Annotated in this window: 13 protein-coding genes; 7 read left to right on the top strand and 6 right to left on the bottom strand. The window is 73.6% G+C overall.

Translation table 11 applies throughout. From position 1 onward, the window contains the following. Positions 1–5: 5 nt before the first annotated feature. From ACZ4Z2_RS04525 to ACZ4Z2_RS04495, 7 genes are all read left to right on the top strand, one after another. Positions 6–1169 (top strand): IS701 family transposase, encoded by a 1164-nt coding sequence (locus ACZ4Z2_RS04525; RefSeq protein WP_468072258.1) that lies wholly within the window; start codon positions 6–8, stop codon positions 1167–1169. Between the two features lie 101 nt (positions 1170–1270). Then, positions 1271–3055, top strand: a complete 1785-nt coding sequence (locus tag ACZ4Z2_RS04520) for an acyl-CoA dehydrogenase (protein ID WP_468072256.1) — start codon at positions 1271–1273, stop codon at positions 3053–3055. 2 nt (positions 3056–3057) lie between these two features. After that, a complete protein-coding gene (locus tag ACZ4Z2_RS04515; RefSeq protein WP_468072255.1) occupies positions 3058–3948 on the top strand; it encodes a 4'-phosphopantetheinyl transferase family protein in 891 nt (296 codons plus the stop codon). Further along, complete coding sequence (locus ACZ4Z2_RS04510; protein WP_468072253.1) at positions 3945–4862, top strand: MBL fold metallo-hydrolase; 918 nt, start codon at positions 3945–3947, stop codon at positions 4860–4862. Before ACZ4Z2_RS04515 ends, ACZ4Z2_RS04510 begins: the two co-directional genes overlap by 4 nt. A 19-nt stretch (positions 4863–4881) precedes the next feature. Continuing rightward, the gene (locus ACZ4Z2_RS04505) at positions 4882–6474 is read left to right on the top strand and encodes an acyl-CoA carboxylase subunit beta (RefSeq protein WP_468072251.1); all 1593 of its coding nucleotides are present in this window, start codon (positions 4882–4884) and stop codon (positions 6472–6474) included. Next, a complete protein-coding gene (locus tag ACZ4Z2_RS04500; protein ID WP_468072249.1) occupies positions 6471–6737 on the top strand; it encodes an acyl-CoA carboxylase epsilon subunit in 267 nt (88 codons plus the stop codon). Before ACZ4Z2_RS04505 ends, ACZ4Z2_RS04500 begins: the two co-directional genes overlap by 4 nt. Positions 6738–6897: 160 nt before the next feature. Beyond that, positions 6898–7737 carry an AfsR/SARP family transcriptional regulator gene (locus ACZ4Z2_RS04495; RefSeq protein ID WP_468072247.1) on the top strand — a complete coding sequence of 280 codons (840 nt, stop codon included), beginning with the start codon at positions 6898–6900 and terminating at the stop codon, positions 7735–7737. A gap of 72 nt (positions 7738–7809) precedes the next feature. Here the strand turns inward: ACZ4Z2_RS04495 and rfbH are convergent, their stop codons facing one another. From rfbH to ACZ4Z2_RS04465, 6 genes are all read right to left on the bottom strand, one after another. Further along, entirely contained in the window at positions 7810–9171 is a 1362-nt protein-coding gene (gene rfbH / locus ACZ4Z2_RS04490; RefSeq protein WP_468072245.1) for a lipopolysaccharide biosynthesis protein RfbH, read from the bottom strand. Continuing rightward, on the bottom strand, positions 9168–10196 hold the full coding sequence (locus tag ACZ4Z2_RS04485) for a Gfo/Idh/MocA family protein (RefSeq protein ID WP_468072243.1): 1029 nt from the start codon (positions 10194–10196) through the stop codon (positions 9168–9170). The genes rfbH and ACZ4Z2_RS04485 overlap by 4 nt, the downstream gene beginning before the upstream one ends. After that, positions 10193–11539 carry an NDP-hexose 2,3-dehydratase family protein gene (locus ACZ4Z2_RS04480; RefSeq protein ID WP_468072241.1) on the bottom strand — a complete coding sequence of 449 codons (1347 nt, stop codon included), beginning with the start codon at positions 11537–11539 and terminating at the stop codon, positions 10193–10195. Before ACZ4Z2_RS04480 ends, ACZ4Z2_RS04485 begins: the two co-directional genes overlap by 4 nt. 181 nt (positions 11540–11720) lie before the next feature. Beyond that, on the bottom strand, positions 11721–12671 hold the full coding sequence (locus ACZ4Z2_RS04475; RefSeq protein ID WP_468072239.1) for a 3-hydroxyacyl-CoA dehydrogenase NAD-binding domain-containing protein: 951 nt from the start codon (positions 12669–12671) through the stop codon (positions 11721–11723). Between the two features lie 37 nt (positions 12672–12708). Next, positions 12709–13776: an LLM class flavin-dependent oxidoreductase gene (locus ACZ4Z2_RS04470; protein ID WP_468072237.1), complete on the bottom strand. Its 1068-nt coding sequence runs from the start codon at positions 13774–13776 to the stop codon at positions 12709–12711. A 10-nt stretch (positions 13777–13786) separates the two neighbouring features. Next, positions 13787–14251 (bottom strand): nuclear transport factor 2 family protein, encoded by a 465-nt coding sequence (locus ACZ4Z2_RS04465; protein WP_468072235.1) that lies wholly within the window; start codon positions 14249–14251, stop codon positions 13787–13789. Between the last annotated feature and the right edge of the window lie 52 nt (positions 14252–14303).

The following is a 14303-nucleotide window of genomic DNA, read 5'->3' as shown; positions in this document are numbered from 1 at the left end:
GGCCGATGTACGACCATCGCGACCATGTCGCCGAGCTGTGCTCCAGGTTGTTCGCCTCGATGCCGCGGCGCGGCCAGCGGCTGAAGGCGGAGCAGTACGTCCGGGCCCTGCTGTCGGTGCCGGGGCGCAAGACCCTGCGGAACATCGCCGACTGGATGGAGGGCGAGCCCGCCGACCGGGAGCCCGCGAAGCAGAGCGTCCACCACTTCATCAGCAACTCCTCCTGGGACTGGACGCGGGTACGGCGCGCGCTCGCCGGATACGTCGAGGACGCCGTCGCGCCCCGCGCGTGGGTCGTGCGGCCCCTGGTGATCCCCAAGGCGGGGCCGCACTCGGTGGGTGTCGACCAGCAGTTCGTGCCGCACCTCGGCATGACCGTGCACGGCCAGCAGGCGTACGGGGCGTGGCTGGCGTCCGCGCACACGGCCGTGCCCTGCGACTGGGCACTGCTGCTGACCCGTGCCTGGCTCGACGACCCCGGGCGGCGCAGCCGCGCGCAGATCCCGGCCGGGGCGCTGCCCGCCGGACCCGAGGAGGTCGCGGGCCGGCTCGCCGTCGGGGCGAGCCGCGCTCTGCCGTCGGGGCGGCCGGTCGTGGTCGACGCGGAGGGGCTCGACCCGGCGCGGCTGCTGCGGGTGCTCGGCCCGGCCGAGGTGCCCGGCGTGGTCCGCGTACCGGCGGCCACCCCGCTCCGGATCGACGCCTCGGTCCTGCACAGCTACAGCGAACGGCCGTCCACGGCCGACCAGCTCGTCGCCGGGTGCCGGCGCCTGTGGCGGCCCGCCGAAGGGCGCAGGGTGCGGGCCGCCCTGCCGGTCGTACTGCCCGCCGCCCCGCGGCAGCCGCTGCTGCTCCTCGCCGAGTGGGCGGCCGGAACCCGCGGCCCGGACCGCTACTGGCTGGCCACCGCGCCCGGCCCCGGCGCGCCCTCCGGCCTCGGCCCGTCGCGCGGTGCGCCCTGCCGCTTCGACGAGGCCCCGCTCGCGCTCGCCGCGCTGGCCGACACGGTGGAGCTGGCCTTCAGCCAGGTGGCCGAGCAGACGGGGATACGGGACTTCGCGGGACGCTCCTTCCAGGGCTGGCACCGCCACATGACCCTCGCGTCGGCGGCCCACGCGGCAGCGGTACTCCGCGACCGCCCGCTGGTGCCGGGGGTCCGCGCGGCGTAGGGCCACCCCTCGCCTCGCGGAGACGTGTTCGAGTCCGCCCCGAGTCGTGTTCCAGCTTTCCGGGTGACCGTTGCGTACGCACCGGACGCGAGGAGGCGATCATGACGAAGGCAGGGGTCGCGAGCGTCCCGGGGGGCGCCGCGCGGCGGGCGGGAGCCCCGCGACAGGTCCCGGCGCCGCGCGATCCGGCGGCCAGGCGGGCCGCCCTGGAGGCGGTGCTCGGCGACCCGGGCGACGCGGCGAACCCGCTGGGCGACGCCGCGGTGCTCGCGGCGGAGCGCCGCGGGGACCTGCCGCTCGGCGGCGAGCCGTCGCTCGCGGCGTTCGGGCTGCACGAGGACTTCGTGCCCGAGGAGCACGGCGGGCGCCTGGCGGGCCTGGACGAGGCCGCCGCCCTGCTGCGGGCGGTGTTCCGGCGGGACGCAGCGCTCGGCCGCGGCTACGGCTCCGCCTCCCTGGGCGCCGCGTTGTACGCGTGGTGCTTCGGCACCGCCGGGCAGCGCGCCGCCACCGCCCGGACGCTGCTCGCCGGTGAGCGGATCGCCGGCGGCGCGGCCGTCGAGGACGGCCTGACCGCGACCGCCGACGAGCGGGCGCCACTGCGGCTGACCGGCCGTACCGCGGGCCTGGTGAACGCCCCCCGCGCCGCCGGGTTCGTGGTGGTGCCCCGGCACACGGGCGCGGGCCCGGGCGCCGGCCCGGAGGGCGAGTCGGTGCTGCTGCTGCGCCGCGAGGACCTGCCGCCGGGCGCGGTGGGGCAGCTGTCGCCGTACGACGTCACGGTCCCGGCGCGCATCCCCGCGGGGGAACTCGTGCTGGAGGGATGGCCGGTGCCGGCCGGAGCGGTGATCGGCGAGGCCGGTGACGGCCAGTGGGTCACCCGCCGGGTGGCGCAGGCACGCCTCCCGCTGCTCCCGTCGATGGCGGTCGGCTGCGCCGACACCGCTCTGCGCACCGTGCTGACGGCGGTACTGGCGGAGCGCGGCGGGGTGCGGGGGCTGCGCTCCCGGGTCACGCGCCGCACGGTGGTGTACGCGTTCGCGGACCTGCTGGCCGCGGACTGCCTGTCGCTGGTGACGCTGCGCTCGCTGCACCTGATGCCGGAACGGTCCAGCATCTGGTCGGCGGCGGCCGGGTATCTGGTGCTGCGGCTGCTCCAGGAGGGCGTGGGCGACCTGATGACGGTGCTGGGCACCGAGTCGCTGCGGGACGGGGACGGTCTGGGCACCTTCCACAAGCAGGTGCGCGATCTCGCGGCGATGCCGCCCGGCCCCGCCGGGTCGGCCGCCGCCCTGGCCACGCTGCTGCCGCAGCTGCCGACGCTGGCACGACGTTCCTGGACGGCTGAGGGACGGCCCGCCCCGGAGGAACTCTTCCGGCCGGACGGCCCGCTGCCGCCGCTGGCGGGCGCGCGGCTGAAGCTGGCGGCGGCCGACGACGGCCTCACCGTGCTGCTCGCGCGGGCCCGCGACGGGCTGGCCGGCGAAGCGCCGACGGGCTGGCCGGCCGCGCTGTCGGACGAGCTGGCCGCGCTGCGCGACCAGTGCCGGCGGCTGCCCGAGCTGGACCCCGCCGCGCTCGCCAACCCCCGGGGCTTCGCCCTGGGCGAGCGCTACGCGCTGCTCGCCGCGGCCGCCTCCTGCCTCGGGGTGTGGCGGGCGGCCCGCGCCGCGGGCGGCGCGGGCGGGTTCCTCGCGGAGCCGGCCTGGCTGCTGACCGCGCTGGGACGGATCTCGGTACGACTCGGCCTGCCGGTGACGGCCCCCCTGGCCGACCACGAGGACGTGATGCTCTCCGAGGCCGTACGGCGCTGCCGCGAGGGCCGCAGCCTCGATCTGTACGACACCGCGCTGGGCGCACCGGCCCGGCGCCGCGAGAAGGGATGAGCATGTCCGTACGCCGTGGTCTGGCAGGACCGCCTCCGCTGCGCGTCGCCTCCCCCGACGGCCCGTGGGAGGCGCTGCGCGGCGCCCTCCGCGACGGCGGGTACGGGCTGGCGTACGGCCTGGCGAGCGAATGGGCGCCCGCGGCGCGCGGTCCCGCGCTGCGCGGGCTCCTCGGTCACGAGTACGGCCGCTACCTGGCGTTGAACGGCGAGGAGGCCCGCACCCGGTTCGCCGTGTCGCGGCTGGTGCTGAAGCACGGGGCGGCCGCGGTGCTGGGCGCGGACCCGGCCGATCTGGAGCTGGCCCGCCGTCCCAACGGCCGCCCGTACCTGCGGGGCTGCGGGCGGCTGGACGTGAGCCTCAGCCACACGGGCGACGTCGTCGCGGTGGGGCTGAGCCGGCTGGGCCCGATCGGCGTGGACGTCGAACCCCGGGGCAGGGCGGCGTACGGCACGGGGCTGGAGGAGGACGTGTGCACGGAGCATGAGCGGGCGGCCCTGGGATGGTTGCCGGAGGACGACCGGAACGCCGCGGTGATCCGGCTGTGGACGCTCAAGGAGGCGTACACCAAGGCGCTGGGCCTCGGGACGCGCCTGTCGTTCCGTTCGTTCGGGTTCACCACCCCCACGACCCGGACGGCCGCGCCGCGGCTGCTGGGCACGGACGGGCTGCCGGCCGACGACGGCGGCTGGCACTTCGAGACCCACACCCTGGACGACCACTGCACCCTCAGCGCGGCCGTGGGTCCGGCGCCGCACACCGCGACCGGGACGGTGGACGCGTCCGGGATGGTGGACAGCGGCCTGATGCGGGCGGTGGTGACCTGCTCCCGCAAGGACGCCCTGGCCACGACCGGCGCCGAGGACGGCGACGGCACGGGGAGGACCGCGTGAGCCGGCACTCCCCGGCGGAGGCCCGCATGGTCGAGGTCGACGACGGGGTCTACGCGTACGTCCAGCCGGACGGCGGCTGGTGCCTGAACAACGCGGGGCTGATCACGACCGGCGGACGGCCCGCGCTGATCGACACGGCGGCGACCGAGGCACGGGCGCTGGCGCTGAGGGAGGCGGTCGCGGCCGTCGCACCGCGTCCCCCGCGCTATGTGGTCAACACCCATCCGCACGGGGACCACACGTTCGGCAACCGGTTCTTCGCGGACGAGGCGGTGGTGATCGCCCACGAGGCGACCCGCGCCGAGATGGACCTGGCCCAGCTGCATCTGACCGGCCTGTGGCCCGAGGTGTGCTGGGGCGATGTGGCCGTGGAGCTGCCGACCCTGACGTTCCGTGAGCCGGTGACCCTGCATCTGGGCGACATCCGGGCCGAGTTGACGCATCCGGGCGTGGCGCACACCACCAACGACACCGTGGTGTGGCTGCCCGAGCAGGAGGTGCTGTTCGCGGGCGACCTGGTGATGAACGGGACCACGCCGTTCTGCCTGACCGGGTCCGTCGCGGGCACGATCGACGTCGTCGGCAAGCTGCGGGCGCTCGGCCCCCGGGTCGTCGTGCCCGGTCACGGCCCGGTCGGCGGGCCGGAGTTGCTGGACACCGCCGAGCAGTACCTGCGCTGGGTGCAGGAACTGGCGGGGCAGGGCCTCGCGGCGGGTCTGACCCCGCTGGAGACCGCGCGGGAGGCCGACCTCGGCCCGTACGCGGAACTCCTCGACAGCGAGCGGCTGGTGCCGAATCTGCACCGGGCGTTCGCGGAGGCCGGCGGCGCGCCGCCAGGCCATCCGCTCGACATCGGACTGCTGTTCTCGGAAATGGTCGAGTTCCACGGCCGCCTCCCCGAATGCCACGCGTGAGAGACCGAAAGGGGCAGAAGTGAGTGTCATCCAGGAGACCGAGGAAGCGCCGGCGGTCGCCGGCACCACCCGGGCACGGGTGGAGGAGCTGGCCTCGCTGCGCGCGGCGGTGGTCGCGGGGCCGGGCGAGAAGGCCACCCTGGCGCAGAAGGCGAAGGGCAAGCTGACCGTACGGGAGCGGCTGGACATCCTGTTCGACGAGGGTTCGTTCGTCGAGATCGAGGGGCTGCGCCGGCACCGCGCCACGGGCTTCGGGCTGGAGGACCGCCGTCCGCACACGGACGGGGTCGTCACCGGCTGGGGCACGGTGGACGGCCGGCCCGTCTTCGCGTACGCCCATGACTTCCGTATCTTCGGCGGCGCGCTCGGCGAGGCCCATGCGCAGAAGATCCACAAGCTGATGGACCTGGCGGAGTCCGCCGGCGCGCCCGTCGTGGGGCTGTGCGACGGCGCGGGCGCCCGCATCCAGGAGGGGGTGACGGCGCTCGCCGGGTACGGCGGCATCTTCCGCCGCAATGTGCGCAACTCCGGGGTGATCCCGCAGATCAGCGTGATCATGGGGCCCTGCGCCGGCGGCGCCGCCTACTCCCCCGCGCTGACGGACTTCGTGTTCATGGTGCGCGGCACCGCGCAGATGTTCATCACCGGCCCCGACGTGGTGCAGGCCGTCACCGGCGAGCAGATCACCCATGACGAGCTGGGCGGCGCCGATGTGCACGCCGAGCGGTCCGGGGTGGCGGGGTTCGTGTACGACAACGAGGAGTGCTGCCTGCGGGACGTACGGCACCTGCTGTCGTTCCTGCCGTCGAACAACCGGGAGACGCCGCCCGGCGGGCCCACCTGCGATCCCTCCGACCGGCGCGTGGAGGCGCTGGTGGACCTGGTGCCCGCCGACCCGAACCAGGCGTACGACATGGCGAAGGTGATCGAGGAGATCGCGGACCACGGCGAGGTCTTCGAGGTCCACGAGCGGTGGGCGCCGAACGTGATCTGCGCGCTGACCCGGATGGGCGGCGAGGTGGTGGGCGTCGTCGCCAACCAGCCGCAGCGAATGGCCGGGGTGCTGGACATCGAGGCCAGTGAGAAGGCCGCGCGTTTCGTGCAGATGTGCGACGCCTTCAATATCCCGCTGGTGACCCTGGTGGACGTGCCGGGGTTCCTGCCGGGCGTGGACCAGGAGCACGGCGGCGTCATCCGGCACGGCGCCAAGCTGCTGTACGCATACTGCAACGCCACCGTGCCCCGGGTGCAGCTCATCCTGCGCAAGGCGTACGGCGGCGCCTACATCGTCATGGACTCGCGGTCCATCGGTGCGGACGTGTCGCTGGCGTGGCCGATCAACGAGATCGCCGTGATGGGCGCGGAGGGCGCCGCGGGCGTCGTCTTCCGCCGGCAGATCGCGCAGGCGGACGACCCCGAGGCCATGCGCGCCCGTCTGGTCAAGGAGTACAAGGAGGAGCTGATGCACCCCTACTACGCGGCCGAGCGGGGTCTGGTCGACGATGTCATCGACCCGGCCGACACCCGGTCCGTCCTGATCCGCACGCTGTCGGTGCTGCGCTCCAAGCACGCGGCGCTGCCCAGCCGCAAGCACGGGAACCAGCCCCAGTGAGCGCCGAGCGCACGCCGACCGGGCCGGAGGCGGAGACGCAGGTGCTGCTCAGCGGCGCGTCCTGGCGCGTCACCCGCGGCGATCCCACGCCGGAGGAACTGGCCGCGCTGGCCGTCGTCCTGGCGGCCCGGCTGCGCGCCGCGCAGTCCGGGGACGACACGGGGGCGCCGTCGCGCCCGGCGTCCTGGGACGGTGGCGGGGGGCGCCGCCCGGCGCCCGCCTGGACCGCGCGCTCCCTGCCGGGCTGGCGCTCGGCCGCGTGACGGTCCGTCAGGAACGCACCGGGCAAGGAGCACAGGGCGAGAGTGACACTCTCGCCCTGTGCGCGTAGGGGGACACCGCACCCGACGCCTACCGTTCTGGTCATCACCTCACAGAACGCGGCAACCGGCATTCTTCGCCCCCACATGAAGAGGAGCAAGCGTGGTGCGGTTCAACCTCATAGGCCCGTTCGAGATCGTCGCGCAGGACGGCAGATCGTATCTGCCGAGCACGCCGAAGGTGTGCCAGACACTGGCGTTGCTGCTGACCCGGGCGAACGAGATCGTCACGTCCGATTCCCTCATCCACGAGCTGTGGGGCGAGAGCCCGCCCCGGAGCGCCGTCACGACGCTGCAGACGTACGTCTACCACGCCCGGCGCATGTTCGTGGCCGAGAACCTCGTCCCCGCCGAACGGCCCCTCCTGGTCACCCGTGCCCCCGGCTACGCCGTCCAGGTCGAGGACGACGAGGTCGACATACGGATCTTCGAGCGGCTGGTCGCGGAGGCGCACACCGATCTCGGCGCCCACCGGTACGAGTCGGCCGTGCGCAGGATCGACGCGGCCCTGGAGCTGTGGCGGGGCCCCGCGCTGTCCAACATCCCGGCCGGTGATCTGCTCACCGGTCACATCGTGCACCTGGAGGAGCTGCGCATCCGGGCGCTGGAGATCCGGATCGAGGCGGAGGGCGGGCTGAACCGGCACCGCGAGTCCATTCCGCAGCTGCGCAAGCTCGTCAACGACTACCCGCTCAACGAGTGGTTCCACAGCCGGCTCATCATGGCGCTCGGCTCCTCGGGGCGGCGCGCGGAGGCCCTCCAGGCGTACCAGAACCTGCGGCGCATCCTCGCGGACGAGCTGGGCCTCGAACCCTCCGCGGACCTTCAGAAGCTCCAGCTGGAGCTGCTGGGTTCCCGACCGGACGGCGGGACGCGGGGGACCCCGCACTCCGGTCCCGGGAACCCGGCGCAGGGGCCCGCGCGACTGCCCGTCTTCACCTGAGCGCTCCAGACGATTCGCCCCCGCCGGCCCAGGGCCGGCGGGGGCGAATCGTGTGTCGGAGGGTCGTACTCCTCAGGAGTTCTTCGCCGCGAAGTCCCGGACGCTCTCGGCGATCCAGTCGACGCGCTGCTCGTCCAGGCCCGGGTAGACGCCCACCCAGAAGGTGTGCTCGGCGACGAGGTCGCTGTTCACCAGGGAGCCCACCACGCGGTGGGGGCGGTCCTGGTAGGCGGGGTGGCGGGTGAGGTTGCCGGCGAAGAAGCGGCGGGTGCCGATCCTGCGGGCCTCCAGGAAGTCCACCAGCTCCTTGCGGGTGAAGCGGGCCTCGGGGCGGACCGTGAGGGCGAAGCCGAACCAGCTGGGGTCGCTGTCGGGGGTCGCCTCCGGCAGGATCAGCCCGGGCACGCCGTCCAGCCCCTCCCGCAGCCGGCGCCAGTTGGCGCGGCGGGCGTCGCCGAAGGCGTCCAGCCGGCGGAGCTGGCTCAGGCCGAGGGCGGCCTGGAGGTCGGTGGCCTTCAGGTTGTAACCGACGTGGGAGAAGATGTACTTGTGGTCGTAGCCGTGCGGCAGCGTGCCCATCTGGTAGTCGAACCGCTTGAAGCAGCGGTTGTTCTCGCCCGGCTCGCACCAGCAGTCCCGGCCCCAGTCGCGCAGTGACTCCACGATCCGGGCCAGCGACAGATTGCTGGTGAGGACGCAGCCGCCCTCGCCCATCGCGAGGTGGTGCGCCGGGTAGAAGCTGGTGGTGGCGATGTCGCCGAAGGTGCCGGTGAGTTTGCCGCGGTAGGTCGAGCCGACGGCGTCGCAGTTGTCCTCGATCAGGAACAGGTCGTGTTCCTCGGCGAGCGCGGTGATCTCCTCGACGGCGAACGGGTTGCCCAGGGCATGGGCGATCATGATGGCTTTGGTGCGCGGGCCGATGGCCGCGGCCACCCGCTCCGGGGTGGTGTTGTACGTCGGGATGTCGACGTCGACGAAGACGGGCACGAGGCCGTTCTGGATGATCGGGTTCACGGTGGTCGGGAAGCCCGCCGCGACGGTGATCACCTCGTCGCCGGGCCGCAGCCGCCGGTCCTCCAGCAGATGCGAGGTGAACGCGGACAGCGCCAGCAGGTTCGCGGACGAGCCGGAGTTGGCGAGGTGGGCCTTGCGCAGCTTGAAGTACCGGGCGAACTCCCGCTCGAAGCGGCGGGAGCTGACCCCCGACGCGATCCGCATCTCCAGCGCGGCCTCGACCAGCGCCGCCCGGTCCTCGGCGTCGAAGACGGCGCCGGACGGCCAGACCTCGGTCTCGCCGGGCACGAACTCCCCTGCCCCGCCGCCGTGCTGGTCGCCGTGCACGTGGTAGTCGCGGACCTGTTCCAGGATGCGGGCCTTGGCGGTCGCCCGCGCCTGCTTGGCGTCGGGGGAACCGGTCTCCGGGATAACGGTCATCGTGCATCGCCTCCCACGGCGTACTGAGCCTGTCGATGGATGTCGGCGGTGAGCTCCGCCTGTCGGGTACTGATCGCGCCGGACGTACCGGCCTCGCCGCCGGCGCCGGTCGGGTCGCCGGTCGCCCCGCCGTCGCCGACCGCCCGGGCGAACGCCTCGACGGCCGCGAGGCACTGGTCGTACGGCTCCAGCTCGTGCCGCCGGACGCCGTCCGGGCCCTCCAGCAGCAGGACTGGGCGATGGTCGGCGGGCGGGGTGAAGGCGTGGTCGAGGCGGAGCCTGCCGGTGCTGCCGAGCACCTCGTAGCGGGATGTGTACCGGTGCTCCATGCCGAAGGTGAGGTGGGCGGTGGCACCGTCCTCGTCCCGGCACAGCAGGGCCGCGCCCGCCACGTCCACGCCCCGCGCCGGATCGGTGCGCAGCACCGCCCCCGCGACCCGCAGCTCCGGGCCGAGCAGCAGCTGGGCGGCGCGCAGCGGGTAGACGCCGACGTCGAGGAGGGCGCCGCCGCCGAGGTCGGCGCGGTAGCGGATGTCGGCCGGGGGCCGCGGGGGGATGGTGAAGGCGGCCGAGACCGAGCGGACCTCGCCGACGGCGCCCCCCGCGATCAGGTCGAGCACGGCCCGGTGCTGCGGGTGGTGGACGAACAGGTAGTTCTCCCGCAGCACCAGCCCCGACCGCCGGGCCAGGGCGACCAGTTCGGCTGTCGTGCGGGGATCGGTGGTCAGCGGCTTCTCGGCGAGGACGTGTTTGCCGGCCTCCAGGGCGGCGCGCACCCAGCCGGCGTGCAGCGCGGCCGGCAGGGGCACGTACACGGCGTCCACGCGGGGGTCGGCGAGGACCGCCCGGTAGTGGGGCAGCGCCTCGGCCCCGTACGCGGCGGCCAGGTCCTTCGCCCGGCCGGGATCACGGCTCGCCACGGCGGTCAGGGTGATCCCGGAGGCCCGGGACACGGCGGGCAGGACCCGGCGGACGGCGATGTCGGCGGCGCCCAGCAGACCCAGCCGCACGGTGCGCCCGGTCATCGGTCGCGCTGCCGCAGGAAGCGCAGGCAGGTCAGCAGGTTGCGGGCCTCGACGTTGACGTGGTTCGAGTACCTCAGCAGGCTGCCGAGCTGACCGGGCGTCATCCAGATGTGGTCCTCGCCCGCGTCGAGCGGCACGCTGTCGTCGGCCTCGACGACGAGGTAGCGGTTCTCGGCGTGGTGGAAACGGCCGCCCTCCTCCGAGTGCACCACGTCGAAGAGGATCCGTGACGGGTCCGCCGACAGGACCGTGTCCAGGAAGCGGGGTCGCTCCTCCTCGGGGCGGCCGTCGTAGTTGGCCGGGAGGCACTGCACGGTGGGCGCCATCTCGGCGATGTCCAGGGAGCCGGCCTCCGTGCGGGCGTTGACCAGCACATGGCGGCGGCCGTCGATCCGCCGGGTGAGGAAGGCGATCACACCGCGTCCGGCGGGGGCCAGCATCGGCTGGGACCAGCGGGCCACCTCGCGGCCGTCCGCCTCGACGTCGACGCCGATCACCGAGAAGTAGCGGCCCTCCTCGTGGACCAGGCGGTCCCCGGTGTGGACCCAGCCCTTCACCTCGGCGAGCGGGATGCGGCGCCGGTGCAGGTCCTGCGGTGCCTTGACGTCGGTGAACCAGCTGAGCAGCTCGGTCATCGAGTGCCGGCCCCGGTCCTCGGCGCCGGGCCCGCCGAGGTCGTCGGACCAGGGCTCGGGCAGGCCCGACAGGACGGTGCGGGTGTCCATGTTGACGACGTCGTCCAGGGCGAGCAGGTCCCCGATCTGCTCCAGGGTCAGCCAGCAGAACCCGTCGCGCGGCGGTACGTCCTCGTCGGGCGGCAGCTCCACGATCATGTTGCGGTTGCGCTTGCGGTGGAACCAGGAGCCCTGTTCGGACTGGAGCGCGTCGAACAGGATGCGCCGCCGCGGCGGCGCCAGGAAGTACTCCAGGTACGGGACGGCGCCGCCCTGGTGGACGCGGGTGAAGTTGGACCGGGTGGCCTGCACGGTCGGCGACATCTGCAGGACGTTGATGTTGCCCGGCTCCATCTTGGCCTGGAGCAGGAAGTGCCGTACGCCGTCGATGTCCTTGACGAGGATGCCGAGGATGCCGGCCTCGGGCTGCACGATGATCGGCTGCGTCCAGGAGCGGGTCTCCCGGCGCCCGGTGGTGATCTCGACGCCCTCGACGGTGAAGAACTTCCCCGTGCGGTGCCGCAGGTTCCCGGTCTCCGGGTCGCTCGCCCAGCCGTCCAGGGCGTCGAGCGGCACGGGCGTCACCTGGTGCCGGTGCGTGCGGTTCCGTTCGGCGAACCAGTCGAGGAACTCCGACGTCTGTCGGAAGCGGAACACAGTGGGGAACACGGTGGGGCCCTCCCGGTCGGCTGCTGTGCCGCCAGCATTCGGCACGGCGGTAGAAGGGGGCTCGAAGTCGGGGCGCGGCGGTGACCTCGGGTTTTCAAGGGAAAACGGGACCGGCGGGTGCCGTGGAGGCACCCGCCGGTCGGGGGCGCGGGCTCTCTGTGCGGCCCGCGCCGGCCGTCGTTCAGGCTTGGCGGTCGCCGACCTCCGCCAGTGCCTTGAGGACGGCGGTCTGCCGGGTGTCGCGTTCGCGCACCAGTTCCTCGTACGACGAGCCGCCGTACACCTCCTCGGCCTGCTCGATGAGGGACTGGATCGTCGCCTCGTCCAGGGTGGGGCGGCCGAGCAGCTCCCAGCCCTTCTCCAGGCCGGAGCCGAGTGTGCCCAGCCACTTGCGCAGGCCGCCGGTGCCGCCGCCCAGGTGGAAGGCGAGGAAGGGGCCCACGGTGGCCCAGCGCAGCCCGATGGAGTGCGTGACGACCCGGTCCAGCTCCTCCAGGGAGACCACGCCCTCCTTCACCAGGTGGATCGACTCGCGCAGCAGCGCGGACTGCAGCCGGTTCGCCGCGAACGCCAGGACCGGCTTGCGCAGCACCACCGGGACGCGGCTCACCGACTCGAAGAACGCGACGGCCTCCCGCACGGCCTCCGGTGAGGTGCGCTCACCGGCGACGACCTCCACGAGGGGCACGACGTGCGGCGGGTTGAAGGGGTGCCCGACGACGAGCCGGGCGGAGTCGGCCATGAGGGCGCCCATGTCGTCCGGGTTGAGGGTGGAGGTGGACGACAGGATCAGCGCGTCGGGCCGGGCCGCCTTGCCGATCCGGGCGAAGAGTTCCTGCTTCAGCTCCAGGTTCTCCGGCGCGTTCTCCACGATGACGTCGGCGTCCGCGACGGCCCGCTCCACGTCGGGCTCGAACTCCAGGCGCTCCCCGAACGTGGCGGGGTCCGCGGTCCCCTCGGGGAGGAACGGGGCGAACAGGTCGAGGGCGTCTTGGACGATGCGCGGCGCGTCGGGCCTGCGGCTGTTGACCTTCACGCGCAGCCCGTGGCCGAGGAACAGCGCGATCCAGCCGAGGCCGATGGTGCCGGCGCCGATCACGGTGACCGTCCGCGGCGGTGCTGGGGTGGTCATGGGTGGGTGCCTCGTTTCGGGGTGGACGGGCCGGCGGTCATCGCGCGGCGGACAGCTTCGGGATGACCTGCTCGGCCATCAACCGCATGGTGGTGGCGGCGTCGTCGAACGACAGGTGACCGGAGTGGACGCCGAGGCTGATGGTGATGTCGTCGCCGAACCACTCGGCGATCTGCTCCAGTTGGGCGCGGACCTGGTCGGGGGCGCCGATGAGGAGCTTGTTCTGTGCCAGCTTCCCGTCGAAGTGCGAGGTCCTGGTGGCCTCGACGAGCTTCTCGTAGCCGGGGTAGGCGGAGCTGCGCGTGGTCTCCCAGGAGGCGACGGCGGCGCGGATCGCGGCGGTGTTGCGGTCGTCGTCGTGACGGCCCTTCGCCCGGGCCGTGTCGCCGTCCTCGGACACCACGCACGGGTAGCTGAAGTGGATCTGCTCGGTGCCCGGGGTGCGGCCGGAGGCGGCCCACTCCTCGCGGTAGACGGCGAGCCGGCTCTGCAGCTCCTCGGTGGACATCACGTTGGGCACGGTCTGGAGGTTGTGCCCGGCGCGGCCCGCCTCGGCGCAGGACTCGGCGCTGCGGGCGGTGGTGACGAACACCGGCGGGTGCGGGTCCTGCACCGGCCGGGGCAGCAGGGTGACCGGGCCGAAGCGGTGGAAGCGGCCCTCGAAGACCACGTCCTCCTCGGCCCACAGCCGCTTGACCGCCTCGACGCCCTCGGTGAAGCGGTCCTTGGACTCGTCGATGGGGATGCCGAACGCCTTGAACTCGTCCGGCAGGAACGCCCGTCCGAACGCGGCGTCGACCCGGCCGCCCGAGATGGCGTCGAGCATGGCCAGCTTGCCCGCCAGCTTCACCGGGTGCTGGAAGGCGGGGATGGTGGCGCTGGTGCCCAGCCGCACCCGGCGGGTGCGGCCCGCCGCGGCGGCCAGGAACGTCACCGGGTCGGGGCTGTAGCCGCCGTACGCGAAGAAGTAGTGCTCGACCATCTTCACGTGGTCGAAGCCCAGTTCCTCGGCGAGGTCGACCAGGCGCAGCGCCTCGTCGAAGTACTGCGGGGCCGGTTTGTCGGCCGGGCCGACGGTGGGGAAGAAGACGATGCCGAACTTCATCGTGTGCTCCTCAGTCCCGGGCCGAGCCGTCGTGGGTCAGATCCCGCTGCCGCACCTGCCAGGCGCCGTCCACGCGGACGAGGTGGTCGTGGCAGACGACGCTGGCGAAGATCTCCAGCTGTCCGCCGCGCGGGGTGCGCATGGCGAGGGCGTAGGCGCGGGTGCGCACCGAACCGTCCTCCTGGGGGCGGACGTCGAGCATGCCCAGCCAGTGCCGGAAGTCGATCTTGTCGGCGTCGAGCCGCTCCTGCCGCGCCCGGGACGAGGCACGGATCACCTCGCGGCCGCGCAGCGGCTCGGCCAGCCGGCTGGCCTCGGCGAACACCGCGTCGGTGGTGAAGGTGTCGGCCCAGTCGTCGGGCCTGCCGTCGTCCAGCAGGCCCATCTGGCGGGCGTAGAACTGCTGGATCTCCGCGTACAGGTCGGCCGGGGCGAAAGACGCCGGCGCCTGGTCCTGGGTGGTGGGGTGGCTCATGCCAACTGCCTTCCGTAGGTCGTGTGACAGGTCGGTACGAGGACGGGGGCGG

Source organism: Streptomyces sp. NPDC030183 (assembly GCF_055573455.1).
This window is presented reverse-complemented; position numbering and strand designations above follow the sequence as displayed.